General features: G+C 69.4%; 25 protein-coding genes. 13 read left to right on the top strand and 12 right to left on the bottom strand.

The genetic code is table 11. The features are described from left to right. Positions 1 to 42: 42 nt before the first annotated feature. On the top strand, positions 43 to 1,158 hold the full coding sequence (locus AB0H43_RS17855) for an RNA polymerase sigma factor (protein ID WP_360000462.1): 1,116 nt from the start codon (positions 43 to 45) through the stop codon (positions 1,156 to 1,158). A gap of 129 nt (positions 1,159 to 1,287) precedes the next feature. Next, complete coding sequence (locus tag AB0H43_RS17850) at positions 1,288 to 3,060, top strand: glycoside hydrolase family 3 protein (RefSeq protein WP_360000461.1); 1,773 nt, start codon at positions 1,288 to 1,290, stop codon at positions 3,058 to 3,060. Between the two features lie 79 nt (positions 3,061 to 3,139). On the opposite strand, the gene AB0H43_RS17845 is transcribed toward AB0H43_RS17850, so the two are convergent. The 3 genes from AB0H43_RS17845 to AB0H43_RS17835 form a co-directional block, all read right to left on the bottom strand. Next, positions 3,140 to 4,156, bottom strand: a complete 1,017-nt coding sequence (locus tag AB0H43_RS17845) for a terpene synthase family protein (RefSeq protein ID WP_360000460.1) — start codon at positions 4,154 to 4,156, stop codon at positions 3,140 to 3,142. Next, on the bottom strand, positions 4,153 to 4,698 hold the full coding sequence (locus AB0H43_RS17840; RefSeq protein ID WP_360000459.1) for an EF-hand domain-containing protein: 546 nt from the start codon (positions 4,696 to 4,698) through the stop codon (positions 4,153 to 4,155). The genes AB0H43_RS17845 and AB0H43_RS17840 overlap by 4 nt, the downstream gene beginning before the upstream one ends. 213 nt (positions 4,699 to 4,911) lie before the next feature. Continuing rightward, the gene (locus tag AB0H43_RS17835) at positions 4,912 to 6,384 is read right to left on the bottom strand and encodes a PQQ-binding-like beta-propeller repeat protein (RefSeq protein ID WP_360000458.1); all 1,473 of its coding nucleotides are present in this window, start codon (positions 6,382 to 6,384) and stop codon (positions 4,912 to 4,914) included. 172 nt (positions 6,385 to 6,556) lie between these two features. Between AB0H43_RS17835 and AB0H43_RS17830 the strand changes: the two genes are divergently transcribed. Further along, the gene (locus AB0H43_RS17830) at positions 6,557 to 6,745 is read left to right on the top strand and encodes a hypothetical protein (RefSeq protein ID WP_253756464.1); all 189 of its coding nucleotides are present in this window, start codon (positions 6,557 to 6,559) and stop codon (positions 6,743 to 6,745) included. Between the two features lie 3 nt (positions 6,746 to 6,748). On the opposite strand, the gene AB0H43_RS17825 is transcribed toward AB0H43_RS17830, so the two are convergent. Further along, a complete protein-coding gene (locus AB0H43_RS17825; RefSeq protein WP_360000457.1) occupies positions 6,749 to 7,807 on the bottom strand; it encodes a 3-deoxy-7-phosphoheptulonate synthase in 1,059 nt (352 codons plus the stop codon). Between the two features lie 227 nt (positions 7,808 to 8,034). Between AB0H43_RS17825 and AB0H43_RS17820 the strand changes: the two genes are divergently transcribed. Continuing rightward, positions 8,035 to 8,862 carry an endonuclease/exonuclease/phosphatase family protein gene (locus tag AB0H43_RS17820; RefSeq protein ID WP_360000456.1) on the top strand — a complete coding sequence of 276 codons (828 nt, stop codon included), beginning with the start codon at positions 8,035 to 8,037 and terminating at the stop codon, positions 8,860 to 8,862. Here AB0H43_RS17820 and mscL read toward each other — a convergent pair. Both mscL and AB0H43_RS17810 read right to left on the bottom strand, forming a co-directional pair. Continuing rightward, on the bottom strand, positions 8,842 to 9,315 hold the full coding sequence (gene mscL, locus AB0H43_RS17815; RefSeq protein WP_360000455.1) for a large conductance mechanosensitive channel protein MscL: 474 nt from the start codon (positions 9,313 to 9,315) through the stop codon (positions 8,842 to 8,844). The genes AB0H43_RS17820 and mscL overlap by 21 nt on opposite strands. Before the next feature lie 9 nt (positions 9,316 to 9,324). Further along, entirely contained in the window at positions 9,325 to 9,771 is a 447-nt protein-coding gene (locus AB0H43_RS17810; RefSeq protein WP_360000454.1) for a hypothetical protein, read from the bottom strand. A gap of 52 nt (positions 9,772 to 9,823) precedes the next feature. Here AB0H43_RS17810 and AB0H43_RS17805 point away from each other — a divergent pair, with 52 nt between their 5' ends. Further along, positions 9,824 to 10,924, top strand: a complete 1,101-nt coding sequence (locus AB0H43_RS17805; RefSeq protein WP_360000453.1) for a winged helix DNA-binding domain-containing protein — start codon at positions 9,824 to 9,826, stop codon at positions 10,922 to 10,924. Positions 10,925 to 10,978: 54 nt separating this feature from the next. Then, positions 10,979 to 11,437 (top strand): DUF4442 domain-containing protein, encoded by a 459-nt coding sequence (locus AB0H43_RS17800; RefSeq protein WP_360000452.1) that lies wholly within the window; start codon positions 10,979 to 10,981, stop codon positions 11,435 to 11,437. A 138-nt stretch (positions 11,438 to 11,575) separates the two neighbouring features. Here AB0H43_RS17800 and AB0H43_RS17795 read toward each other — a convergent pair whose 3' ends face one another. Further along, on the bottom strand, positions 11,576 to 12,265 hold the full coding sequence (locus AB0H43_RS17795) for a TetR/AcrR family transcriptional regulator C-terminal domain-containing protein (protein ID WP_360000451.1): 690 nt from the start codon (positions 12,263 to 12,265) through the stop codon (positions 11,576 to 11,578). Positions 12,266 to 12,355: 90 nt separating this feature from the next. Between AB0H43_RS17795 and AB0H43_RS17790 the strand changes: the two genes are divergently transcribed. Both AB0H43_RS17790 and AB0H43_RS17785 read left to right on the top strand, forming a co-directional pair. Then, positions 12,356 to 13,540, top strand: coding sequence for an FAD-dependent monooxygenase (locus AB0H43_RS17790; RefSeq protein WP_360000450.1), 1,185 nt, complete (start codon positions 12,356 to 12,358; stop codon positions 13,538 to 13,540). Between the two features lie 53 nt (positions 13,541 to 13,593). Further along, positions 13,594 to 14,052 (top strand): Hsp20/alpha crystallin family protein, encoded by a 459-nt coding sequence (locus AB0H43_RS17785; RefSeq protein ID WP_360000449.1) that lies wholly within the window; start codon positions 13,594 to 13,596, stop codon positions 14,050 to 14,052. 6 nt (positions 14,053 to 14,058) lie between these two features. On the opposite strand, the gene AB0H43_RS17780 is transcribed toward AB0H43_RS17785, so the two are convergent. Further along, a complete protein-coding gene (locus tag AB0H43_RS17780; RefSeq protein ID WP_360000448.1) occupies positions 14,059 to 15,564 on the bottom strand; it encodes a SigE family RNA polymerase sigma factor in 1,506 nt (501 codons plus the stop codon). A gap of 84 nt (positions 15,565 to 15,648) precedes the next feature. On the opposite strand from AB0H43_RS17780, the gene AB0H43_RS17775 reads away from it, so the two are divergent. Together AB0H43_RS17775 and AB0H43_RS17770 are read left to right on the top strand one after the other, a co-directional pair. After that, a complete protein-coding gene (locus AB0H43_RS17775; RefSeq protein WP_360000447.1) occupies positions 15,649 to 16,563 on the top strand; it encodes an aminoglycoside phosphotransferase family protein in 915 nt (304 codons plus the stop codon). 7 nt (positions 16,564 to 16,570) lie between these two features. After that, a complete protein-coding gene (locus AB0H43_RS17770) occupies positions 16,571 to 17,545 on the top strand; it encodes a hypothetical protein (protein ID WP_360000446.1) in 975 nt (324 codons plus the stop codon). Between the two features lie 109 nt (positions 17,546 to 17,654). Here AB0H43_RS17770 and msrB read toward each other — a convergent pair whose 3' ends face one another. Continuing rightward, complete coding sequence (gene msrB / locus AB0H43_RS17765) at positions 17,655 to 18,056, bottom strand: peptide-methionine (R)-S-oxide reductase MsrB (protein WP_360000445.1); 402 nt, start codon at positions 18,054 to 18,056, stop codon at positions 17,655 to 17,657. Positions 18,057 to 18,085: 29 nt separating this feature from the next. Here msrB and ligD point away from each other — a divergent pair, with 29 nt between their 5' ends. Then, on the top strand, positions 18,086 to 19,093 hold the full coding sequence (ligD, locus tag AB0H43_RS17760; RefSeq protein ID WP_360000444.1) for a non-homologous end-joining DNA ligase: 1,008 nt from the start codon (positions 18,086 to 18,088) through the stop codon (positions 19,091 to 19,093). Between the two features lie 113 nt (positions 19,094 to 19,206). Next, on the top strand, positions 19,207 to 20,139 hold the full coding sequence (locus AB0H43_RS17755; protein WP_360000443.1) for a sulfotransferase: 933 nt from the start codon (positions 19,207 to 19,209) through the stop codon (positions 20,137 to 20,139). Between the two features lie 93 nt (positions 20,140 to 20,232). Here the strand turns inward: AB0H43_RS17755 and AB0H43_RS17750 are convergent, their stop codons facing one another. Continuing rightward, positions 20,233 to 21,735, bottom strand: a complete 1,503-nt coding sequence (locus tag AB0H43_RS17750; RefSeq protein ID WP_360000442.1) for an alpha/beta hydrolase — start codon at positions 21,733 to 21,735, stop codon at positions 20,233 to 20,235. 39 nt (positions 21,736 to 21,774) lie between these two features. After that, on the bottom strand, positions 21,775 to 22,842 hold the full coding sequence (locus AB0H43_RS17745) for an ATP-dependent DNA ligase (protein WP_360000441.1): 1,068 nt from the start codon (positions 22,840 to 22,842) through the stop codon (positions 21,775 to 21,777). Between the two features lie 83 nt (positions 22,843 to 22,925). Between AB0H43_RS17745 and AB0H43_RS17740 the strand changes: the two genes are divergently transcribed. Beyond that, positions 22,926 to 23,456, top strand: a complete 531-nt coding sequence (locus AB0H43_RS17740) for a hypothetical protein (protein ID WP_360000440.1) — start codon at positions 22,926 to 22,928, stop codon at positions 23,454 to 23,456. A gap of 6 nt (positions 23,457 to 23,462) precedes the next feature. Here AB0H43_RS17740 and AB0H43_RS17735 read toward each other — a convergent pair whose 3' ends face one another. Beyond that, entirely contained in the window at positions 23,463 to 23,900 is a 438-nt protein-coding gene (locus tag AB0H43_RS17735) for a hypothetical protein (RefSeq protein ID WP_360000439.1), read from the bottom strand. Positions 23,901 to 23,943: the final 43 nt, after the last annotated feature.

The raw sequence follows: 23,943 nt of genomic DNA, 5'->3' as shown, positions 1-23,943 counted from the left end.
GCGGTGTCTTGTCATGTGTCGAAAGGCGTCATCCTGGAGTCCATGGAATCCGAAGCCGTCACTGAGGCCGCGCTCGTGGAGCGGGCCGCGGCCGGCGACCAGCAGGCGTACGCGGAGCTGGTCGCCCGGACGAGCGCGCTCGCCCGGCGGACGGCCACCCTGCTCGGGGCGGGTGACGACGCCGAGGACGTGGTGCAGGAGGCCTACGTCAAGGCGTACCGGCGCCTGGGGACCTTCCGCGGCGACTCGTCGTTCCGGTCGTGGCTGCTGACGATCGTCGCGAACGAGACCCGGAATCTGCACCGCACCCGCCAGCGCCGGGCCGGTCTGCTGGAACGGGCGGCGGCCGCCGAAGGACTGCCGATCGAACGCGACGACGCCGTCGACGGCGCGCTGTCGGCCGAACGGCGTGAGGAGCTGGTCTCGGCGCTCAAACAGCTCAGCCCCGCCGACCGGGACGTGCTGGTCTACCGCTACCTGCTGGACATGTCCGAGGCGGAGACGGCCGACCTGCTCGACCGGCCGAAGGGCACGGTGAAGTCCCGGGCCAGCCGGGCGCTGGCCAAGCTGCGTACGCAGTTGATCGTCGCCGTCCTCGTGATCGCCACGGTGCTGACGGTCGTTTTCGTCCCGCCCGTACGCACGGCCGTCGCCGACGTGGTGACCACGATCCTGCGGCTCGGCGGCGTCGAGGTACGCCACGGCGAACCGGCGCCGAGCATTGCCCCGACTCCGAGTCCCTTGCCGAACCTGACCAGCGGCGATCTGGCGCAGGCCCGCGCGCGGGCGGCCTTCCCGATCGGCGTACCGGCGGCACTCGGCGACCCGCAGCGGGTGGAGCTGGCCGATCCCGGCCCGGACGGGCATCCCCGCGTGGTGACGTTGATCTACCCCGGCGTACGCCTCGACGAAGTCGACGGCACCCTGGAACTGGCGTTCACGAAGACCGCCGACGGCGTCGAATGGGTCGGCGGCGACCTCATCTGGCTGGCCGAGCCGCATCCACTGGTCTACGTGGACCGCTGGGGCAGGCAGCAGACGGAGACCACCCGGCTGTCCGGGCCGTGTCTCGTCTGGCAGCGTGGCTCGGTCACCTACCGGCTCGAAGGCGTGACCGCGAAGGAGGAGGCCGTGCGGATCGCCCGATCCGTGTCATGACGTGCCTCATCCAGCGCAGGAGATCGCCCGATTGACACTGATCGAAGTCGCGCGTACACGTAGGTCATGCCCACTGTCTTCCGTTCCCGCGCGTCCCTGCTCTTTGTTCCGGTCTTAGTTTTAGCCGGGATGACCCTGCCTGGCAGCGTCCAAGCTGCCGGGCTGCCGTACCAGGACCCGTCGTTGCCCGTCGCGACGCGCGTCGCCGATCTGCTGTCGCGGATGACGCTCGACGAGAAGATCGGCCAGATGACCCAGGCCGAGCGCGGCAGCGCGACCGCCACCGACGTCACCACCTACCGCCTCGGGTCGATCCTGTCCGGCGGCGGCTCGGCCCCGACCCCGAACACCGCCACGAGCTGGGCCGACATGTACGACTCGTTCCAGGCCGGGGCCTTGGCGACGCCGTTGCAGATCCCGATGATCTATGGCGTCGACGCCGTGCACGGCCACAACAACGTGGTCGGTGCGACGATCTTCCCGCACAACATCGGGCTCGGCGCGACCCGCGATCCCGCACTGGTCCAGCAGATCGGGCAGGCCGTCGCCGAGGAGGTCAGCGGCACCGGCATCGACTGGGACTTCGCGCCCTGCCTGTGCGTCGCCCGCAACGACCGCTGGGGGCGTACCTACGAGTCGTTCGGCGAGGTGCCCTCGATCGCCTCCTCGCTGTCGACGATCATCACGGGCCTGCAGGGCACGTCGCTCAACGGCCCGTCGTCGGTCCTCGCCACCGCCAAGCACTATGTGGGCGACGGAGGCACTGAGGGCGGCGACGACCAGGGCAACACCGTGCTCTCCGAGGCCGACCTCCGGGCGATTCACCTCCCGCCGTTCCAGGCGGCGGTGCAGCGCGGCGTCGGCTCGGTGATGATCTCCTACAGCAGCTGGAACGGGGTCAAGCTGCACGGCAACAAATACCTGATCACCGACGTGCTCAAGGGCGAGCTCGGGTTCTCCGGCTTCGTCGTCTCCGACTGGAACGGCATCGACCAGATCGACGGCGCGAGCGGTTTCACCGCCGCCGAGGTGACCGCCGCGATCAACGCCGGAATCGACATGGTCATGGTTCCGACCGCCTGGAAGAACTTCATCACGACGCTGCGCGCCGAGGTCGCCAACGGGCACGTGCCGATGAGCCGGATCGACGACGCGAACCGACGCATCCTCACGAAGAAATTCGAGCTGGGGCTGTTCGAGAAGCCCTACACCGACCGGTCGTTCACGCCGACCGTCGGCAGCGCCGCGCACCGTGCCCTGGCCCGGCAAGCCGTACGCCAGTCGCAGGTGCTGCTCAAGAACGCCGGCAACGTCCTGCCGCTCGCCAAGGACAACAACAAGATCTTCGTGGCCGGCAAGAGCGCCGACAACATCGGCAACCAATGCGGTGGCTGGACGATCTCGTGGCAGGGATCGTCGGGGAACATCACGCCCGGAACCTCCATCCTGCAAGGCATCCGGGCCGCGGCCGGGCCGGGGACCACGGTCACGTACAGCCAGCGCGGCACGGGGATCGACAGCAGCTACAAGGTCGCCGTCGCCGTCGTCGGCGAGACCCCGTACGCCGAGGGCCAGGGCGACCGCACCGGCAGCATGAGCCTCGACCGGGACGACCTGCGCGTCATCAACACGTTGCGGGGCAAGGGCGTACCGGTCGTGGTCGTCCTCGTCTCCGGCCGTCCGCTCGACGTCGCGGCCGAGCTGCCGAACTGGAACGCGCTGCTGGCGGCGTGGCTGCCGGGCACCGAGGGAGCGGGGGTGGCCGACGTCCTCTTCGGCGATTACAAGCCCACCGGGAAACTGCCCTCGACCTGGATGGCGAGCGTCTCCCAGCAGCCGATCAACGACGGCGACGGCAAGACCCCGCTGTTCCCGCTCGGCTACGGCCTCACCTACCCGTAGCGGAGCCGTTCACCGCTGGATCAGGGTTCGCGGTCGAATCTTGAGGCAAGATTCGACCCGGAACCCTGATCCAGCGCGATCAAGGGCGCGCGTAGCGGGCGGATTCGAGGAGCCATTCGAGATGGCCGCGCGGCGCACCCAGCAGCACCATCGCGACTTTGCTGGCATCCCGCGCGGCCGCCTTGCTCAGCTCCAGCCGGGTGAACTCGGCCGGGAGCGCCCGGGCGGCGGCGGTCAGATCGTCGATCCGTCCGGCGATCCGATCCAGCACCTCGTCCGCGGCCGCCGCCAACGAGACTCCGCGATCGTGCGCCAGGACGAGCACGTAGTTGTGCACGTCGCCGTGCGCGCTTTCCTTGGCCGCCGAGGCGATGTCATTGCACCACGCCGTGATGTCGTTGCACGCCGACAACAGTTCGCGCCACGCCGCCGACGTACGCAGATCGCCCGGCAGTTCCGCGCCCAGCACGGGTTCCGGGAGGTCGAAGAGGAACGAACCGTTGGCCTGGCGGCGCAGGTGTGCGTACTCGCTGGGTGAGGGCAGACGTCGTGCGGACCGGAAGCGCGCCTCGTAGCGGCACGCCGCACGGTGCTCGGCGAGATGGACCCGGAACATGGCCCGCCAGCTCGCACCCGAACGTGGCGCGGTGCGTGCCCACAGGTCGCGGAAGGCGCGCACGACCGGGTGGGCGTCGAGCGGCGGCATGGTGTCGCACGAGCTGAGGACGGCGTCGTAGAGCCGGTCGACGGCCCCCTCGTCCCACCCGAGCGGACCGTCGTCGCGCAGGTCGTCGAAGACGAACAGCCAGACCAGCCACTGTCCGAAGAGGATCACCTCGGGCGTCTTGGTCTCGGGGAAGGCGCGGGACGCCATCTCCCCGAACCGCGCGGCCCGGAGCCGAGCCGGATAGAGCTCGGGAAAGCTGCGCAGCGCCCACTCCTGCACGGCCAGCTCGATGACGGCCTCGTCGCGGTGATGCCGGCACGGCGCGGCCAGGGCCGGCACCCGCTCGATCAGCGGCAGCAGATCGGCGGCGCCGGGCATCCCGGCCGCGCGCGAGGGCGCGGCCGGGACGCTCGTGACGCCGGCGGTCACAGCGGACCGAACAGGTGGTTGCCCGCCAGCTTGGGGTCGCCGCCGGTGTAGTACTCGTACGCCGCCTGGACCAGCTCGTCGACGGAGAGGCTGCCGTTGGCGTCGGAGTCGAGCCGCTCGAACGCCGCGATCGCGTCCCCGTCGCCGGTGCCGAACGCGGACTGGAGCACCTGGAACTCCGCCAGAGTGATGGCGCCGTCGGAGTTGGTGTCGCAGAGCGCCGCGATCGCCACGGCGGCCGGGCGGAACGTCTTGTCGAACTTCTGCCCGTCGATGTACGCCGTGATCATCGCCGTGCGGAACTCGGCGGGGGAGATCGACCCCGACTCGTCGGAGTCGGCGTGCTCGACGATCTCGGACCACAGCTCGTCGAACCGGTCGATGAGCTGCTTGCCCTTGGTCGACGTCGGCGACTCGCCGAAGCCGAGCAGCACCCGGGAACCGAGGCCGAGCAGGTCGTCCCGTTCGATCTCGCCGGAGTGGTTGGCGTCGATGTGGTCGAAAGCCCGGTCGAGCTTTTCGATCTGCAGGTCGTTGGCCATGAAGCTGCTGCTCCCTCCGCGCCCCGGAATGGGCCGCCGAGATCCTTCCTACCTGACCAAACCCGACCTTCCCTCACATATCGACCCTTTTCCACCCCGTCCTTTCCGCGCGATCATGAACCTTCGTTCGTGATCTTGGTGGAATCGTGTGGGTGGGCGGGTGGTGGTGTCGCGTCCCCAGCGGACTGATCGACTCCGGGAGTGGGTGATCGACTACTTCGTGCCGAGGGCCACGATGCCGCCGGCTCGCGTACCGAAGTAGAGGCGGCCGTTCCAGGCGGCGGGGGTGGACTCGATGCAGCCGCCGATCTTCATCGACCAGAGCGGTTTCGGCTGCGCGTTCGTGTCCGCCACGTCGTACGCACGCATGACGCCCGTGCAGTCGCCGATGTAGAGCACGTCGTCGACCACTACCGGTGACTGCCAGGTCTCCCCGCCCGGTACGCGGAACTTCCAGCGGATCGCCCCGGTCGCCCGGTCGATGCCGAGCACGTCGCCGGGGTGGGTGTCGAAGATGACGATGTCCTTGTAGAGCGCGGGCGAACCCCAGATCCCGGACTTCGGCGGGCGCTGGTCCTTCTGGCTCCAGACCAGCGGATTGTCCTTCTTCCGCGGATCGAGCTTCATCATCTGGCCGACCTGACGGGCGCGGGCGTTGTTCCGCTCGAACTCCGAGCCGACGTAGAGGAAGCCGTCGGCGTCCACGGTGATCGACGCGTCGGTGTCGTCGCCGGTCCAGAACCGGAAGACCCGGGTGGGCTTCTTGCCGGTCTTCAGTCCGCTGATGTCCCAGCCCTGGACCAGGCCGCCGGAGTTGGCGAAGTACACCGTGTCCTGGTAGATCGCGACGGAGTTCTCGATCGACACCATGCCGTCGCCGATCGCCCTGAGCAGGTCGGAGTCCCAGCCGGGGGCGTTGAAGACCAGCTTCGGGTTGACCGTCACCTTGCCGTTCTTGTCGTAGCCCCGGTTGAGCTTCACGATGTGGAACTGGCTGTTCTCGCCGCCCTCGAACAGGTAGTCGTCGATGATCAGCCCGGCGCCGTCCCAGTCGTCGTTCCACTTGGTCGGCGACACCGCGTGGGCCGAGAGCTTCCACAGCTCGACCGGCTTTCCGCGGTCGATCGCGATGATGTGGTAGTAGTTGTCGCGCGACCCCGAGTAGACCAGCGGGTATCCGTCTGGGTCGATGGTCACCGAGCCCTTGATGATGTCCCCGGTGGGGAAGTCGGGAATGATCCGCTCACCGGTGTCGGCGTCGAGGAAGTGGACCTTCGCGTCGTACGCCCCGAAGACGACCCAGGTGCGGCCGTCGCGCTCGAAGACGGCGGGCTGGCCGGTCCAGCCGGAACCGCACCAGATCCGGGTGCCCTTCTCGTCCGTGGACGGGTGGCACAGGCTGCCCGACTTCGGGAAGCGCCACAACTGCGACGGCTTGGTCCGCAGCGCCGGTCCGGTGCCGAAGTAGGACCGGGTGGGGTTGCCGCGGAAGGTCAGCAGCCCGTTCACCTTTGTGCCGTAGGGCTTGCCCACGCCGGCCGGATCGGAGAAACCGGCGTACTTCGCGGGAGCGGGCGAGCCGCTCGCCTCGGGGGACGCGCTCGCCCCCGGCAGTACGCGTACCTCGTCCGGTTTGCCGCAGGCCGCCGCGGAGATCAGGCACAGCGCGGCCACCAGCGCGGTCATGGTTCTTGAGAGCCCCCCAGTCACGGGCACAGTGTGCTGAGCTTGTCACCCTCCGGACATCCTCCGACCGGCCGACCGTGCATAACATGTCGGATACGTCAGGTGCGGCCCTGATCGGGATCGGTCCGTGTGCCGGATGGCCGAGGTCGCTCGCAGGGGTGACGATGGAGCCATGGAGCCCGAGTCGATCACCCCCATGACGGACGACGAGGCCGAGCTGTTCCGGTTCATCCGCTACGGGCAGCTGCCCGATCGCGTCCCGCCCAGCCGGATGGTGGAGTCCGTGGAGACCTCCGCGCCGCAGGAGGACCCGGTCCCGTACACCGATCCCGGATCCCCCTACTACCACGGCAATGCCTGACGTTCAGGCGGCTGCCCGTCGCGCCACCACGGCGCGGGCCAGCGTGGCCAGCGCCTCCTCGGTCGCGGCCCAGCTCATGCAGGCGTCGGTGACGCTCTGGCCGTAGGTCAGCGGCCGCCCGGATTCGAGGTCCTGACGGCCGCCGACCAGGAAGCTCTCCAGCATCACGCCGCCGATGCCGCTCTGCCCGGCCGCGATCTGGTCGGCGATCTCGACCGCCACGCCCGACTGGCGTACGTGGTCCTTGTTGCTGTTGCCGTGGCTGGCGTCGATCACGAGACGGTGCTTCAGGCCGGCCTTCTCCAGCGCGATCAGTGTCGCCGCCACCGGGCCGGGCAGGTGGTTCGGCCCGGTCTTGCCGCCGCGCAGGATCACGTGGCAGTCCTCGTTGCCGGTGGTGGTCACGACGCTGGCCCGGCCGTCGGCGTCCACGCCGAAGAAAACGTGGCTGCTGCGGCCCACGTGGCAGGCGTCGATCGAGACGCCGACACTGCCGTCGGTCGCGTTCTTGAAGCCGACCGGCATCGACAGGCCCGACGCGAGCTGCCGGTGCACCTGGCTCTCGGTGGTACGCGCGCCGATGGCGCCCCAGGTGACCGCGTCGGCGATGTACTGCGGGCTGATCGGGTCGAGGAATTCGCAGCCGACGGGGACGCCGAGATCGAGGATGTCCAGCAGCAGTTCCCGGGCCATGCGCAGACCCCGGCGTACGTCGTAGGTGCCGTCCAGGCCGGGGTCGTTGATGAGACCCTTCCACCCGAGCGTGGTCCGCGGCTTCTCGAAGTACACCCGCATCACGATGCGCAGGTCGCGAGCGTGCTGCTCGGCCGCGGCAGCCAGGCGGCGGGCGTAGTCCAGGGCAGCCTTCGGGTCGTGCACCGAACATGGGCCGACCACGACGACCAGGCGATCGTCCTTGCCGGTCAGGACGTCCCGGACTTCTTGTCTTGTGCGTTCGACGAGATCCGCGCGTACGCCCCCGAGCGGGAACTCGGCGAGCAGCGCCGACGGCGGCTCCAGCGGCTCGAACGCGGCGACGTGCAGGTCGTTGGTGATGGTCATCTCGATACTCCCGCCTGATGGGGGACGGGGCCCGGTCCAACCAGTGCCAGAGCCCGTCCTGGAATGACGAAAGGCGAAGACCGGGAGGTCTCCGCCTTACTGGCTCTGGGTGGTGGTCGGTCAGCGCATAAGACCGCCGGCTCCACCCAGAGCCAGCGTAAAGCGCCAATACCGACGTGCCACGTCCGGAAGCATACCCGACCCTCTCCGGGGGTACACCAGTCCTCGTGGACGTGTTCCGCGTCGCGACCCTCAATCTGTTCGGCCGCCACGCCGGCTGGCCGCGCCGGCGCGACGTCCTGCGGGCGGAGTTCCTCCGCCTGAGCCCGGACCTGGTCGCCTTGCAGGAGACGGTGGAGATCGACGGCTACGACCAGGCGGCGGACGTCCTCGGTGAGGGATATCACCACGTACGCCAGCCCGGCGCGACCGCCGACGGCTGCGGAGCGGGGCTGGCGAGCCGCTGGCCGATCGACGCGACGTACCACGTCGACCTGCACGTCACCGATCGCGTGGATCCCGCCGTCGGCTGGATCGGCGCGGTCACGGTGATCGAGGTGGCTGCGCCGGAGCCGATCGGCCCGCTGTTCTTCGTCCACCACAAGCCGAGCTGGGAGTTCGGCCTCGAACGGGAACGGGAGCTGCAGGCCGTGACGGCCGCGCGGGCGATCGAGGACCTGGCGGCGGAACGGGCTGAGGCGCCCCGGCACGTCATCCTCGTCGGCGACTTCGACGCGACGCCGGACTCGGCAAGCGTACGCTTCTGGACCGGCCGCCAGTCCCTCGACGGGACGAGCGTGTGCTATCGGGACGCCTGGGAGTCGCTGCACCCGGTCGACCCGGGATACACCTTCACCCCGCGCAATCGGCTGGTCCTCGCCGGGGACATGGCTCAGCCACTACCCCGGCGGATCGACTACATCATGGTCCGATGTGGACGTCATGGCCCCACGCTGACCGTCGCGGCGTGCTCGCTGTTCGCCCTCGGCGACTCCGGCGGGCCCGGCAGCGACCACTACGGCGTGGTCGCCGAGTTAGCGGTCCGTGAAGGCTGAGGAATCCGTGCTCGGCTCGGGCTTGCGCGGCGACGGCGTACGGTTCGCGGCGACCAGGGCGTCCCGGATCTCGCGCAGCAGCTGGATCTCCTCGCTCGGCAGAGCCGGCGCCGCCTCCTTGCCGTTCTTCTTGAAGCGCTCCGCGAACTTGTTCATCGGCAGGACGACGAGGAAGTAGACGACCGCGGCGGTCAGCAGGAACGCGATGATCGCGCTGACGAACTGGCCGTAGGGGATGCCGTTGTCCAGGCCGGTCTTGGGGTTCGTGCCCGGCAGCGGGATCATGCCGCTCAGCTTGGAGTCGTCACCCGCGCCGACCATGTTGATCAATGGGGTGAGGAACGTGTCGGTGAACGAGGTGACGAGCGTGGCGAACGCCGCCCCGATGACGACGCCGACCGCGAGGTCGACGACGTTGCCGCGCATGATGAAGTCTCGGAAGCCCTTGAGCATTTCGCCACCCTAACGGTCGGACTCCGCGTCTCCCGTGTTCGCCGCGAGCCTTCTGTGCAGAAGCTCACGCAGGGAGATCGATTCGCCGTCCTTGGCGCCCCGGCCGATGACCAGCATCGGATCGCTCGGCGCGGGCCGCGCGCCGATTAGCCGTGAGCGCAGCGACGCCGGCACGCCGAGGACGTAGAACTCGCCGTCGACCCCGACCGCGAGAGAGTGATTCGGATGGATGTACCAGCCGTGCAGCCCGGTCCGGTAGTGGGACCGCCCGTTGAACGCGAAGGCCATGAGCCGTTCGGGCGGCAGCATCCGCCGTCGCGCCTCCTCGACGAAGTCGGCGACGAGCTTGCGGGCCTGGTTCGTCTCGATCTCACGGGCACGCGCCACCGCGGCGGCGTGCTTGGCCACGGCGTCGTCGCGCCGGCGCCGCCACTCGTCGTCCTCCCGCGCCGTCATGGCTCGCAACGATAGCTCGCCGAATGTCGGGGGCGGCTGGTAGATCTGGTTCGTGCCCGCTGTGCTCTCTCTGCGCGATCTCAACCGCGCGACCCTTGACCGCCAGCTCCTGCTCCGTCGCTCACGCCGGCCGGTGGTCGAGGCCGTCGAGCACTTGTGCGGCTTGCAGGCCCAGACCACGCACAGCTGGTACGCCGGACTGTGGGGCCGGTTGGCGGAGTTCGATCCGCAGCAGGTCGTCACCCTGATGGAGGACCGGGTGCTGGTCCGGATCGCCGCGATGCGGTCGACGATCCATCTCGTCACCGCCGACGACGCCCTGACGGTGCGGCCGCTGGTGCAGACGGTCGGCGAGCGCAGTTTCGCGTCCAACTGGGGCAAGCAGCTGCCGGGAGTCGATCTGGCGGAGGTCGTCGCGGCGGGGGTGAGCCTGCTCGAGGAGAAGCCGATGACCTTCAACGATCTCGGCAAGCGCCTGGCGGAGAAGTGGCCCGATCGCGACGGTCAGTCGATGGCACAAGCCGTCCGCACCTACGCCGCGCTCGTCCAGCCGCCGCCGCGCGGGCTCTGGGGGCGCAGTGGCTTGGCCGTGCACGTCCCCGCCGTGCAATACCTGGGCCGTCCGCTGGCGACCGACCCGTCGATCGACGAGCTGATCGTGCGTTATCTGACCGCGTTCGGCCCCGCCTCCGTGCAGGACGCCCAGACGTGGTCCGGGCTCACCCGGCTCGGCGAGGTGTTCGAGCGGTTGCGGCCGAGGCTTGTCGCATACGCGGATGAGCAGGGCCGGGAGCTGTTCGACGTCCCGGAGGCGCCTCGGCCGGAGGCCGATGCCGAGGCGCCCGTCCGGTTCCTCTACGACTTCGACAACATCCTCTTGTCGTACGCCGACCGCACCCGCGTCCTGGATCCGGCGTACCGGAAGTTGTTGTGGCCGCTGAGCAATATGGCCCTGGGCAGCGTTCTGGTCGACGGGTTCGTGCGGGCGAGCTGGCGGCCCGAGAAGAGCAAGGGCAAGGCGCATGTGACCGTCACGTCGTTCCAGCCGTTCCCGGTTCGGCAGCGGTCGGCGATCGAGGCGGAAGGCCGGCGGTTGCTCGAGTTCCTGGTGCCGGGGGCCGACCATGACGTCCGATTCACGACGGCCGACTGAATGGGGACGCCGACCGGGTAGCGCGCATCGGTTACCCGCGAGTAACTTGGCGGCATGACCCTTGACGTGGCCGCCCTCGCCGACGGCATGACGCAGTCGGTGCCGCTCGTGAAGACCCTTGGCATCACGTTCGCCTCCGTCTCGCCGGACGGCACCGAAGTGGTCGCCGACCTACCGGACCGCCCGGACCTGCACAACCATGTCGGCGGCCCGCACGCCGGAGCGATGTTCTCCATCGGCGAGACCGCTTCGGGCGGTGTCGTGCTGGCCGCGTTCGGCGCACAGCTCAGCGACGCCGTTCCGTTGGCGGTCACCGCCCAGATCGCCTATCGCAAGCTCGCCGTCGGCGACGTACGCGCAACCGCTCGTCTGACGCGTCCGGTCGCCGACGTCGTCGCCGAACTGGCCGCCGGCACTCGCCCGGAGTTCGACGTGGCGATCGCGATCACCCGTGGCGACGGCGCGGTGGCCGCCGAGATGACGGTGACCTGGACGCTGCGGCCCAACAGCTGACTGCGTGATCATTGCGTCAGCCATGCTGTTTACTCGGGCATTTCGCGGCGCGAAACCGCATGGCTGACGCAATGATCACGCGCGGAAGGGTGCGCGGGGAGGTGTGCGGAAGGCGTGCGCGGGGAGGGTGTGCGGCGGTTAGGGGCGGGAGTCGATCAGGACGCCGATGCCATCCAGGATGCGGGCGAGCCCGAAGTCCAGCGCATGGTCCTGACCCCCGTCGGTCACCGTTGACGTCAACGCCGCGTTGACGGCCGGGAATCGGTCGCCGTGCTCGCGCATGATCTCGAGGAGCACCGCGCCGAGCTGGCGTTCGGGATCGCCGGTCGGCGTGGCGGACAGCTGGGTGGCGATCATGCGTACGTGGCCGGAGATCACCACGACGGCGTCCATGCGCTCCCAGCCCCGGAGGCCCGTTCCGTCCAATGCGGATAGAGCCGCCTCCATCCAGGCGACCTCGTTCGGACCGAGGATCCGAGGGCCAGTCGTCGCCTCGATGGCCCAGGGGTGCCGGGCGAAGCCGGGCAGTAAAGCCCGTGCCCAGGACTCCAGCCGTTCGCGCCAGCCGTTGCCGGCCAACGACGGTGGCCCGCCGATCGCCAGGTCCGCCATGAGGGCGACGAGTTCGGCCTTGCCGGGCACGTACCGGTAGAGCGACATCTTCGTGTAGCCGAGGTCGGCCGCCACCCGTTGCATCGACACGGCGGCCAGCCCTTCGGCGTCGGCGATCTCGATCCCCGTACGCGCGATCTGCTCGGTCGTCAGCGCCGGCCGGGGACCCCGCTTCGGCTGTGGGCGCGCATTCCAGAGCAGTTCCAGACCATCCACCGCCGGACCTCTTCGAAATCAGGGTTGCGAAAACAGTGTCCAGCGTACACACTAATAACTGTTTCCAGCAGACACTGTTTTGGGGGAGTCATGAAGATCCTGATCTCCGGCGCGAGCATCGCCGGTCCTGCCCTGGCGCTGTGGCTGGCGCGCTACGGGTTCGAGCCGACCGTCGTCGAGATCGCCCCGAGCCTGCGCGGCGGCGGTCAGGCGGTCGACTTCCGCGGCGAGGCCCACTTCACCGTCTTGGAGCGGATGGGCGTGCTCGACGATCTCCGCGCCCGGCGTACGCACGGCAGCCCGATGACCTTCGTCGACGAGCGCGGCCGGGCCCGGCTGCACCTGCCGAGCGACTTCGCCGCGGGGGAGTTGGAGGTGCTCCGAGAGGACATCGCCCGGGTCTACTACGACCACGGCGTGCGAGCCGGCGCCCGATACGTCTTCGGCGATTCGATCACCGACCTGCACCAGCGGAACGACGCGGTGGACGTCACCTTCGCCTCTGGCCGGCAAGAGCAGTACGACCTGGTCATCGGGGCCGACGGCGTGCACTCCAACGTGCGGCGGCTGGCGTTCCCGGCCGGCGAGTACGAGTCGTACCTCGGCTACTACGTGGCCACCTGGGAGCTGCCGAACTATCTCGGGCTGCCCCCGGGATCGCTCAACTACAACGTGCCGGGGCGGCTCGTCTCGGTCGGGCGGGCGTACCGGGACGCGGCTCGGGCGGGCGCGTTCCTCATGTTCAAGTCGGATCCGATCGCGTACGACCGGCACGACGTCGAGCAGCAGAAGGAGATCCTCCGCCGGGCGTTCGGCGACCTCGCCTGGGAGACGCCACGGCTGCTGGCCTCCCTGGCCGACGCCAAGGAGCTGTACTTCGACTCGATCAGCCGAGTCGACATCGAGCCCTGGTCGACCGGACGCGTCGGGTTGGTCGGCGACGCCGCCTGCGGCGCCACCATCGGCGGGATGGGCACCGGCACGGGCACGGTGGCGGCGTACGTGCTGGCAGGGGAGTTGGCCCAAGCCGGGGGCGACCATCGGACCGCCTTCGAGCGTTATGAGCGCCTCGTCCGCCCGTACGCCCAAGGCACCCAGGTGGGCGGCGACCGCACCGGCAAGTTCCTCGCCCCGGCGACCACCTTCGGGCGGATGGCCCGGGACGGCCTGCTCAGCCGGAAGTTCCTGCTCAACGCGATGCTGAAGGTGGGTCAGGAGGTCAGCAGCAAGATCGAGCTGCCCTCTTACGTGACCCCAGTCACAGCCAGGAATTGAGTCGAGGCGACTCAAGTTGTGCGGGATAGCCACCCAGACTTGAGGAGACACCGATGAGCACGCTTTCGCTGTGGACCCGCCGGGACCCGTTCGCCGAGTTCGACCAGATCGTTCGCCGCACCTTCGGCCCGACCGTGCGGACCAGCGGTTTCACCCCGGCCGCTGAGATCGACCGCGACGGTGACGACGCGGTCGTCCGCCTGGAGCTGCCCGGTCTCGACGTCGCCAAGGACGTCGTCGTCGAGATCGAGCGCGGCCACCTCGTGGTACGCGGCGAGCGCCGGGACGAACGGGCCGAGGCGAAGGACGGCCGGACCCTGCGAGAGGTCCGCTACGGCAGCTTCCGCCGCTCGTTCGCGCTTCCCGCGCACGTTACGTCGGAGGCGATCACCGCCGAGTACGACGCCGGCATCCTGACCATCACGGTCGCGGGCGCGTACGCAGGGGCCGCCGCGAAGCGCATCGAGGTCACGTCGACCGCCGACACTCCGGCGATCGAGTCCGCCAACTAGGGCCCCCTAGTAGCAGAGGGCCTCGGAGGGCCCGTCCGCGTCAGCGGATGGGCCCTCCGGGCTGTAGGGATAGAACTGCCAGTCGCCCGTGAAGAACTGCGGCTCCACCGTCACCGTGATCGGCTGACCGTCGGTGAGGGTGAGTCCCGCCCTGCGAAGATCCGCCGGGGTGAAATTCCGGCTGTTCTGGGTCAGCACATAACTCCACCAAGACAGTGAGCCGATCGGAACGCCGTCGACGAAGATGGTGAGAACTCCCGGAGTCTGCGATCGGCCTCGTACGCAGAGTTGCCCGTTCCAGTTCAGGCGGACGGCATACCGATGGGCCGCCGAAAGGGGGACGTCGGTGGGACCGAGCGGAGGCATGGGCTGGGTCGGCATGGGCGTGAGCTGTCGCGGCCGAGGCGGGAGCGGGTAGCGCTGGAACGGCACAGCTTCGCTCACGGCGACTGCCACCATGCCCGACGCTGGTGGTTGGATGTCCGGTCCCCATGGGGCGTCACCCTTGTCGTCCGTGACCGCGACCTTCGCGGAGAGGGACAGGGTGGCGATCACCTCGTCACCGAGGGCCAACCCGCGTTCGGCCCAGAAGTCGGCTTCCAGATGAAAGCGGCCACCGGGGGGCTTCAGCGACCTTGCTCGGTCGCAGCTGATGCGGCCGGTATCGCGCCCGCCGATCGTCACCGTCGCGAAGACCACGGTCCCCGCGGTCTGATGGACGCAGTCGAGCTGAAGCCCGTAGCTCAGCGACTCCAGCCGCCAGCGCAGGGTCACCTGCGAGGCTTCCGAGAACGGCACGACCCGGCTGGCCACCGTGTGGTAGCCGGACTGGTATTCGGGAAAGAAGCTGACCTTCCGCACGGTCGGGGGGATCGACCGGTGGAACGCCGCCGGGGCGAGGGCGTACCCGAGGATCAGGGCGACCACGACGAGGCAGGCGGCACCGATCGTGACCAACCGGGCACGGCGGCGCTGCGCGATCCGCTCCCGGACGGCAACGACCCGTTCGGTTCCGATCGGCATCACCTCGGGCAGCTCGCTCAGCGTCGGGTCCAAGCGCAGCCGGGCCAGCGCTCGCGAGGAGTGCGTCTTGACCGCGCCCGGTGTGATGCCGAGGACTTCGGCGGTCTGCGCTTCGCTCAAGTCTTCGAGGAAGCGCAGCGCGACGACGGCCCGCTGCTGGCGCGGTAGGCGCAGCAACGCCTGGTGTACTTGGTCGCGATCCTCCACCGACGACTGCGCGCCGGCCGCGACCTGTTCGGGCAGCGTCTCGGTCGGCAACTCGCCGCGCCATCGCCGGCTCCACCAGCTGTTGAAGGTGTTGACGAGCACCCGCCGGACGTAGGGCTCCGGATCTCCCTGCACGCGCCGCCACGCCGACCACGATCGGGCCAGTGCCGTCTGGAGGAGATCTTCGGCGTGGGCGTGGTCGCCGGTCAGGGCGTAAGCCAGCCGCAGCAAGTGGTGGGAGCGTGTGCGTACGAACTCCTCGAACTCCACACCGTCCGCCATGGAACCCTCCCCGCGTGATCGTCACGAGAAGGTACCGGCTGGCCGTGCCCTTCGGTTGACAGAGTTTTCCATTAGCCTCGCGGTGTGCCGATCATCGTTCCCGAGCAGCTCGTCGCGAATTTGCCGAAGTACTACGGTGACCGCGGCCGCGCCTGGGTCGCCGACGCGCCACAGGTCGTCGCCGATCATCTCGCCAACTGGGGGCTCACCGTGGACGGCCCGGTCATGAACGGGGTGGTCGCCCTGGTCGTGCCGGTGCGGACCGCCGACGGGCCGGCCGTGCTCAAGCTTCAGATCGACGACCCCGACCATCCAGGCGAGGCGGCGGCGCTGCGGACCTGGGACGGCGACGGCGCGGTGCGCCTGCTCCGCGAGGATCCGGCCGCGGGCACGTTGCTGTTGGAGCGCCTCGACTCCCGGCATGATCTGGTCGGCGTCCGCGACGACGTCCAGGCCGTGCAGATCACCGCCCAGCTACTTGTACGCCTTAATGCGTACAAGTCCCCGGAAGGTGTCCGGAGCCTGCGTGAGATAGCCGCGGGCATGTTGGAGTTCGCGCCCGAGGCCGCCCGCCGGCTGGTCAATCCCGACGACCGCCGGTTGCTCCTGGAGTGGGCCGGGGCCGTGCGCGAGGTGGCGGGTGAGTGCGGCGATCAGCTGTTGCACTGGGATCTGCATTTCGAGAACGTGCTCGCCGCGGACCGCGAGGATTGGCTCGCGATCGACCCGAAGCCGTTGTCCGGCGATCCGGCGTTCGAATTGCTTCCGGCATTGCACAATCGGTGGCCCGAGGTGCTCGCGGCCAACGATCCGCACCGGGCGGTACGCCGCCGGTTCGACGCGATGGTGGAGGTCATGGGGCTGGACCGGCAGCGGGCGGTGCACTGGACCCTGGGCCGGACCCTGCAGAATTCACTGTGGACGATCGAGGACGGCGAGCACGCCCTGGAGGCGTCGCAGATTCTGGTGGCCGAGGCGATCTCGCATCGACCTCTATAGTGGACGCATGACGGTCCTCGCCCCTCCGGTCGCCCCCGAGGCCCCACGTCCCCGCCGTGGTGCGGGACTGCTCGCGCACCTCGGCTGGGAGGCGATTCTGCTCCTGCTCGCGATCGTGGGCGTCGCCTACCTCGTCGTGCAGGAGGGCGTCGACGTCATCGGCCGCAACGTCTGGCTGAACTTCGCCGCGACCGGCCTGCTGGCCGCCGCGCTGGCCGTCTCCGTACGCCTGCGCTCGGTGAACCTGGCCGTCGCGGCCCAGGCGATGCTGGCCGGGATCGTCTACGCCAAGCTCGTCCAGGAGGACTGGCCGGACCTCGCCGCCGGAGCCGTGGCCGTCGTCGCCGTGCTGATTCTGGGCCTGATCCTCGGTGGGATCACCGGTCTCACCGGCGCACCCGGCTGGGCCGTCTCGCTCGGCGGGCTCGGGATCGCCGAGGCGGTGTCGTTCGCGCTGTCCGACGCACAGGGCCTCATCGTCCCGGGGGCCGGGCGCCCCGAGGTGTGGATGATCGCGATCTGGGCCGCAGTATTCGTCCTCGGCTCGGTCATGGGTGCGGTCGTCTTCCTCGCCACCGGGCTGCCTCGGGCCGCCGCCTCGTTCGGCCCCCGCGTCCTGCAGGCGATCGGCAGCTTCGGCCTGTCCAGCCTGATCGCGGGCATCGGCGGCGTGATGTTCATCAGCTACCTGGGCTTCGCCTCACCCGCCGGTGACGGCGGCCGGCTGCTCGTCGCGGCGGCGGTCGTCCTCCTCGGCGGGATCAGCGCGTCGACCGGCCGCGGCGGCATCCTCGGCGTCGTCCTCGCGACCCTGGTGCTCGTGCTGGGCAACACGATCCTGATCCTGGCCGGGGCCAAGTCGTGGATGGCCTACTACCTGCCCGCTTCGGTGGCGATCCTGATCGGCGTGGTCGTCGGCGCCCTGCTGGACAAGGTCGCCGCTCCGCGTCCTTCCGCGCCCGCCCCCACGCGCCTCGCGTGATCGCGCGCTTCGCCGCCTCGTGCGCGTCGCCGCTTCGCGTGATCATTGCGTCAGCCAAGTGGTTTCGCGCGGTGAAATGCCCGAGTTAACAGCATGGCTGACGCAATGATCACGAGGTGGCGTCGGCCGGCTCCAGGGTCAGGCTGATCGAGTTGATGCAGTAGCGCTGGTCGGTCGGCGTCGGGTAGCCCTCGCCCTCGAAGACGTGCCCGAGGTGAGAGTCGCAGTTCGCGCAGCGCACCTCGACGCGGACCATGCCGAACGAGCGGTCTTCCTTCAGGGTGACCGCGGCGTCCTTCGGGTCGTAGAAGGACGGCCAGCCGCAGTGGCTGTCGAACTTCGTGTCGCTGCTGAACAGCTCGGCTCCGCAGGCGCGGCAGCGGTAGACGCCCTTGGTCTTGGTGTCGACGTATTCGCCGGTGAAGGCGGGCTCGGTGCCGGCCTCGCGGAGCACGCGATACTCCGCCGGGCTCAGCCGGACACGCCACTCGTCCTCCGAGATCTTCTCCATGCCTTCACGGTACGGGGTAGCGTCGCCGTATGCCCAAGGCCGAGGCGCAGACGTATGAGGTCGGTAAGCGATCCGTAAGACTCAGCAGCCCTGACAAGATCGTTTTTCCGCGAGCGGGCTACACCAAGCGGGACGTCTTCGAGTACTACCTGGCCGTGGGGGAGGCGATGCTGCGTGCGGTCGGCGACCGGCCGACGACGCTGCAACGGTTCCCCGACGGGATCGACGGCGAGGCGTTCTATCAGAAGCGCGTACCGGAACGGGGTGCGCCCGACTGGCTGACGACCGCCCAGATCACCTTCCCGAGCGGCCGCAAGGCGATCGAGCTGTGCCCGACCGAGGTCGCGCACCTCGTGTGGGCGGCCCAGATGGGCACGATCGTCTTCCACCCCTGGCCGGTCCGCTCCGAGCGCCCGGATCACCCGGACGAGCTGCGGATCGACCTCGATCCCCAGCCGGGGACGGACTTCTCCGACGCTGTCGAGGTCGCCTTCCTGGCCCGGGAGTTGTTCGCCGAGGCCGGGCTGACGGCGTACCCGAAGACTTCCGGCGGGCGCGGCATCCACTTGTTCGTCCGCGTACGCCCGGAGTGGGACTTCATCGAGGCGCGGCATGCCGCCATCGCCTTCGGCCGGGAGTTGGAGCGGCGGCATCCCGAGCGCGTGACGATGGCGTGGTGGAAGGAGGAGCGCGGCGAGCGCATCTTCATCGACTTCAACCAGATGTGCCGCGACCGGACCATCGCCGCGGCGTACTCGTTGCGGGCGAACGAACGAGCCACCGCGAGCGCCCCGGTGACCTGGGACGAGCTGCGCGACGTCGATCCCAACGACTTCGATCTGCGGACGGTGCCGAAGCGGCTGGCCGAGTCGGGCGATCCGTGGGCCGAGCGTGACGGCGAGGTCTTCGGGCTGGAAAAGCTCATGGAATGGTGGGCCGCCGATCCCGTGGAACAGCCGTATCCGCCGGATTACCCGAAGATGCCGGGGGAGCCGATGCGCGTGCAACCCAGTCGGGCGCGTACGCCCGCCGAGTGAGTTTTGAACTTTTTGTGAACGGTGATCGGGCGCGCTTCCAGTGAGCGGCGAGGCTTGTCGCCGACAATTCGGAGGCAATGACCGATAATGGTACGGAACGTCCGATCTTTGTGATGGGGTGCCCCCGCTCGGGCACCACCATGCTGCAGCTCATGCTGCACCGGCATCCCCGGATCGCGATTCCGCCGGAGAACCGCTTCGTGCTGCCCGGGTACCTGGCCCGGCGTACCTTCGGCGACCTGCGTCGCACGGCGAATCGGGCCCGGCTCGCGAGCTGGATCGTCGACCGGCCGCAGTCCAAGTTCGGTGATCTGCGGCTCGACACCGAAGACATCCGGGCTCGGCTCATCGACGGGCCGGGCGACCTCGGCGCGCTCTTCGCGATCGTGCTTCAGGCGTACGCGGAACGGTTCGGCAAGCCGCGCTGGGGGGACAAGCGGCCGGCGTACTTGAACAACGTGGACATGATCCGGCGACTGTTCCCGACGGCTCAACTGGTCACGATCGTCCGCGACGGCCGGGACTGTTGTGCCTCCCTCAAGGAGATGCCCTGGCAGAGGCGCAAGGACATCGCGTCGCTGGCCGCCCAGTGGGCGTACGCGGTCGACTGCGCCCGGCGAGCGGCCCGTGCCCTGCCGGCGGACTCCTACTACGAACTGCGCTACGAAGACCTCGTCGCAGATCCGGACGGGACGCTCCGGGATCTGTGCGGTTTCCTCGGCGAGCAGTTCGACCCCGCGATGACGCAGCCGTCGGAGATCGCCGCCGACGCCGTGCCCGCCGGGAAACGGTGGCATTCGCGTACGCGCCAGCCGGTGGGCCGGGCCCGCGCCGGGTCCTGGCGGACCCGGCTCACGGCCGACGAGATCGCGCTCTGCGAGACGGTGCTCCGAAGCCGGTTGACCGCGTTGGGCTACGAGCCGTCCGACTGCCCGTCTCCGCGCCTGGGCCAGCGTCTGCGGTACGCCGTCGCCGACTCCGAACGACGGGCGCGGCTGGTCCGGCAGCGCGTCCGCACCTTGACGAGCCGGCTCACGCCTCGATGATTTGACTTGGGGAGTTGATCACGGGCCTAGGGACGCCGACACGCCGTCGAGCACGACCGTAAGTTCATGATCAACCAGAAAGACAAGGGTGGGTTAGGCGGGGCAGGTTTTGCCTTCGGCGGGGACGGTCAGGTCGATGAGGTAAGCGTTGACCGCCGACGAGATGCACGACGTCTCCGGGTACGCCGTGTGCCCCTCGCCTTCCCAGGTCAGCACGTGCCCGACGCCGAGCATCTCCGCCAGGGCGGGAGTCTGCTCGTAGGGGGTCGCCGGGTCGCCCTTGGTGCCCACCACGACGATGGGCGGCGCCCCGTTCGCCTTGCCGGTCGGGACCGGGTCCCGCCCGCCGGACCACACCGAGCAGGTCAGCGAGCCGATCGCCAGCGGCGCCCCGAACAGCGGGTACTTCTCGCGCCACTCCGACTGGAGGGTGCGGATCTGGCTGACGCTCGGCGGCGCGTCGTCGTCGGTGCAGTTCACGGCGGCGTTGGCGTCGAACAGGTTGCTGTAGCTGCCGCCGGGGGTGCGTTCGGCGTACGCGTCGGCCAGCTCGAAGACCGCCTCGGCGTCCCCGTCGTGCAGCGAGTCGATGGCGTCGGCCAGGTCGGTCCAGCGGTCCTGGGTGTAGAGGGCCGAGATCACGGCGTAGAACACCCAGCCGGAGGTCGCCTTGCGTCCCTCGTAGGTCACCGGGTTGGCCCGGGCCTCGTCCAGCGCCTTGGTGATGGCGCCCCGGGCGTCCGGTGCGATCGGGCAGCGGGAGGTGTGGTCTTTGCACCACGAGTCGAAGTTCGTGAAGGCGCGCTCGAAGCCCTTGGCCTGGGATTCGCTCGCCTCCACCGAACTCATCGTCGGGTCGACCGCGCCGTCGAGCACCATCGCGCGGATGTTCTTCGGGAAGAGCTGGGCGTACGTCGCGCCGAGCAGGGTGCCGTAGGAGTAGCCCAGGTAGGTGAGCTTCTCGTCGCCGACCGCCTGCCGGATGGCGTCGATGTCCTTGGCCGCCTGCACGGTGCCGTAGAGCTTCAGGTCGTCGCCGTACTTCGCCTGGCAGCCGGCGTCCATCCGCTTGGTCAGCGCGACGATCTGGTCGAACTGCGACTGCTGCACCGGGTCGGGCTCGGACCCGAACGACTCGTCGAGGTCCTCGTCGGTCATGCACTTGACCGGAGCGGAGCGGCCGACTCCGCGCGGGTCGAAGCCGACCAGGTCGAAGCGGCGCAGCACCTGCACCGGCAGCGCGTTGGTCAGGTAGACGGCAGTGTCCACACCGGACCCACCGGGGCCACCCGGGTTGACCAGCAGCGAGCCGATGCGGTCGGACTGGCTGCCGATGCGGGCGCGGATCAGCGAGATCTGGATCTTCGGGCCGTCCGGCTTCGCCCAGTCCTTCGGGACGTCGACCTTGGCGCAGTGGTACTGGAAGCTCCGCGAGGCCTGCGGGTAGATCTTGCGCGCCTCGTCGGTGCACGGCGTCCAGATGCCGTCCTTCGTCGGGGAAGGCGCGGCGCCCTCGTCGGAGCCGCCCAGCCCACCCGGCAGGAAGCAGGCGGCCGAGAACAGCGCGGCCACCACCAACAGCACGATCCGGCGCACGTGAGGTCCTTCCGGGCGATCGACGTCGACCCCGTGAGCCTACTTGCCGCTCGCGAGCACCTCTTCGACGTCCAGGCTGATCGGCCGCTCGAGCTGCTCATAGGTGCACGAGCGCGGGTCACGCTCGGGCCGCCAGCGCACGAACTGCCCGGTGTGCCGCAGCCGGTCGCCCTCCATCGCGTCGAAGCCGACCTCGACCACCCAGTTCGGGGCGAGCGGCTCCCAGGAGGTGTCCTTGGTCGAGTTCCACCGGTTGGGCGCGGACGGCAGGCGCTGGCCCTCCTTCGGATCGAGCCACGGGTGCTCGGCCGGATCACGCAGCTCGGCGATCTCGTCGAGCAGCTCCTTGCGGCGCGCGGCCGAGAACGCCGAGGTCACGCCGATCGAGTGCAGCAGGCCGTCGTCGTCGTAGAGACCGAGCAGCAGCGATCCCACGATCGGGCCGGACTTGTGCCAGCGGAACCCGGCGACGACGGCGTCCAGCGTCCGGGCGTGCTTGATCTTGCGCATGAGCCGCTTGTTCGGCACGTAGAGCAGATCGGCCGGCTTGGCGATCAGCCCGTCGAGTCCCGCTCCCTCGAACTCCACGAACCAGCGGCGAGCCGTCTCGGGGTCGGTCGTCAACGGTGTGACGTGCACCGGGGGGCGTACGCCCGACAGCTCGGCCTCGAGCCGAGCCCGGCGCTCGGGGAAGGGCGTCTGGGTGAGGTCCTCGTCGCCGATCGCGAGGAGGTCGAAGGCCACCATCTCGGCCGGAGTCTCCTCGGCGAGCTTGCGGACGCGGCTGGCGGCGGGGTGGATCCGCTGGGCGAGCAGCTCGAAGTCGAGGCGCGGCAGTTTGCCCTCCTCGCGCCGGATGACGACCAGCTCGCAGTCGATCACGCAACGCTCGGGCAGCTGCGCCTTGACCTGCTCGATGACCTCCGGGAAGTAGCGCGTGAAGTCCTTGCCGCCCCGGCTGGCCAAGGCGACCTCGTCGCCGTCGCGGAAGACGACGCATCGGAAGCCGTCCCACTTCGGTTCGTAGCTCATCCCCTCGGCTACGGGGATGTCCGGGACGGCGGTGGCGAGCATGGGCTCCAGCGGCGGCGTGAGCGGCAGTCTCATGGGTCTCAGTCAACCATCCGGGTCCGACACCGCGCCGTAACGAATGGAGAAACGCCCCCGCGCATGTCTATACGATGGGGCGCATGGCAGACGGGGAGCGTGCCAAGGGCTACCGCAAGGTCCAGCTGAAGCCGGGCGATCCGACCTCGCTCGATCCTCGGTACATCGTCGCCGTGCCGGACGACGTGGCGCTGCCCGGCGAGACCGGAGCGCTGGCGTACGAGCCTGGCCGGGGTCCGGTCACCGACGAGGAGGCGCTCGGCGTCCTGCGCCGTCGCAAGGGCGCACAGCTGGCCCGCATGTACGCCGAATCAGCGCCGCAGGCGCTGGAGCACCGCGGCCTGCCGCCCACTTTGGACGAGGCGTTGGCCCGGCATCTGCCGGCCGAGCTGCCCGCGCGGGACAAGGCGAAGGAGGTCACCTCGATCAGCCTGCCGCCCCGGCTCATGGCGCGATTGGTGGCCCGGGCCGAGATCGAGGGGCGCAACCTCAACGCCCTCATCGAGATGATGCTCTGGCGGCTCGACCACGAGGCCCCGCTCGACCCCGAGGATGTACGCCGGGAGTACGCCGAGATGATGGACGACCTCAAGAACCGGCAGGCGACCGACTGACGCCCGTCAGCAGATCGGCACCTCGGCGGCGAGCGCGTGCCCGAGGTCGAGCAGCACCGCGAACTGCGCCCCGATCGTCCAGCGGTCACTGGTGAGGCCGCCTGGCAGCAGCCCGACCGTGCAGGACGGCTCGGCCAGCCAGCCGCGGTCGGCCGTCACCGCCCGGCCCACCCGCGTGTGTCCGATCTGGAGGTACGCCTGCCGCAGCCCGGAGCGTACGTGTGCGTCGGGATGGCGGGGGATCTCCACGTGGTCGTCGAGTTGCCGGGCGAACCAGGGCCGCAGCCGGGCCAGGACGGGGTCCTCGACCTCGGCGACGAGGAGCGGCCGGTCGGTCTCGGGCCACCAGGTCGCCGTGAGCCTCCCCGGGTAGCGCAGGGCCAGCCGCCGCATCGCTCCCTTCGGCACGACATGTGTCCGGACGGCGCTCGTCACATAGAGCAAGGCGTATCCCCCCAAGTCCCGATGCGGAAGCGTTCAGCTTACC

It is taken from the genome of Hamadaea sp. NPDC050747, assembly GCF_040654195.1.
Taxonomy (GTDB): Bacteria; Actinomycetota; Actinomycetes; order Mycobacteriales; family Micromonosporaceae; genus Hamadaea.
Note: the sequence above shows the minus strand (reverse complement) of the source record. Positions and strands in the feature narration are given on the sequence as shown.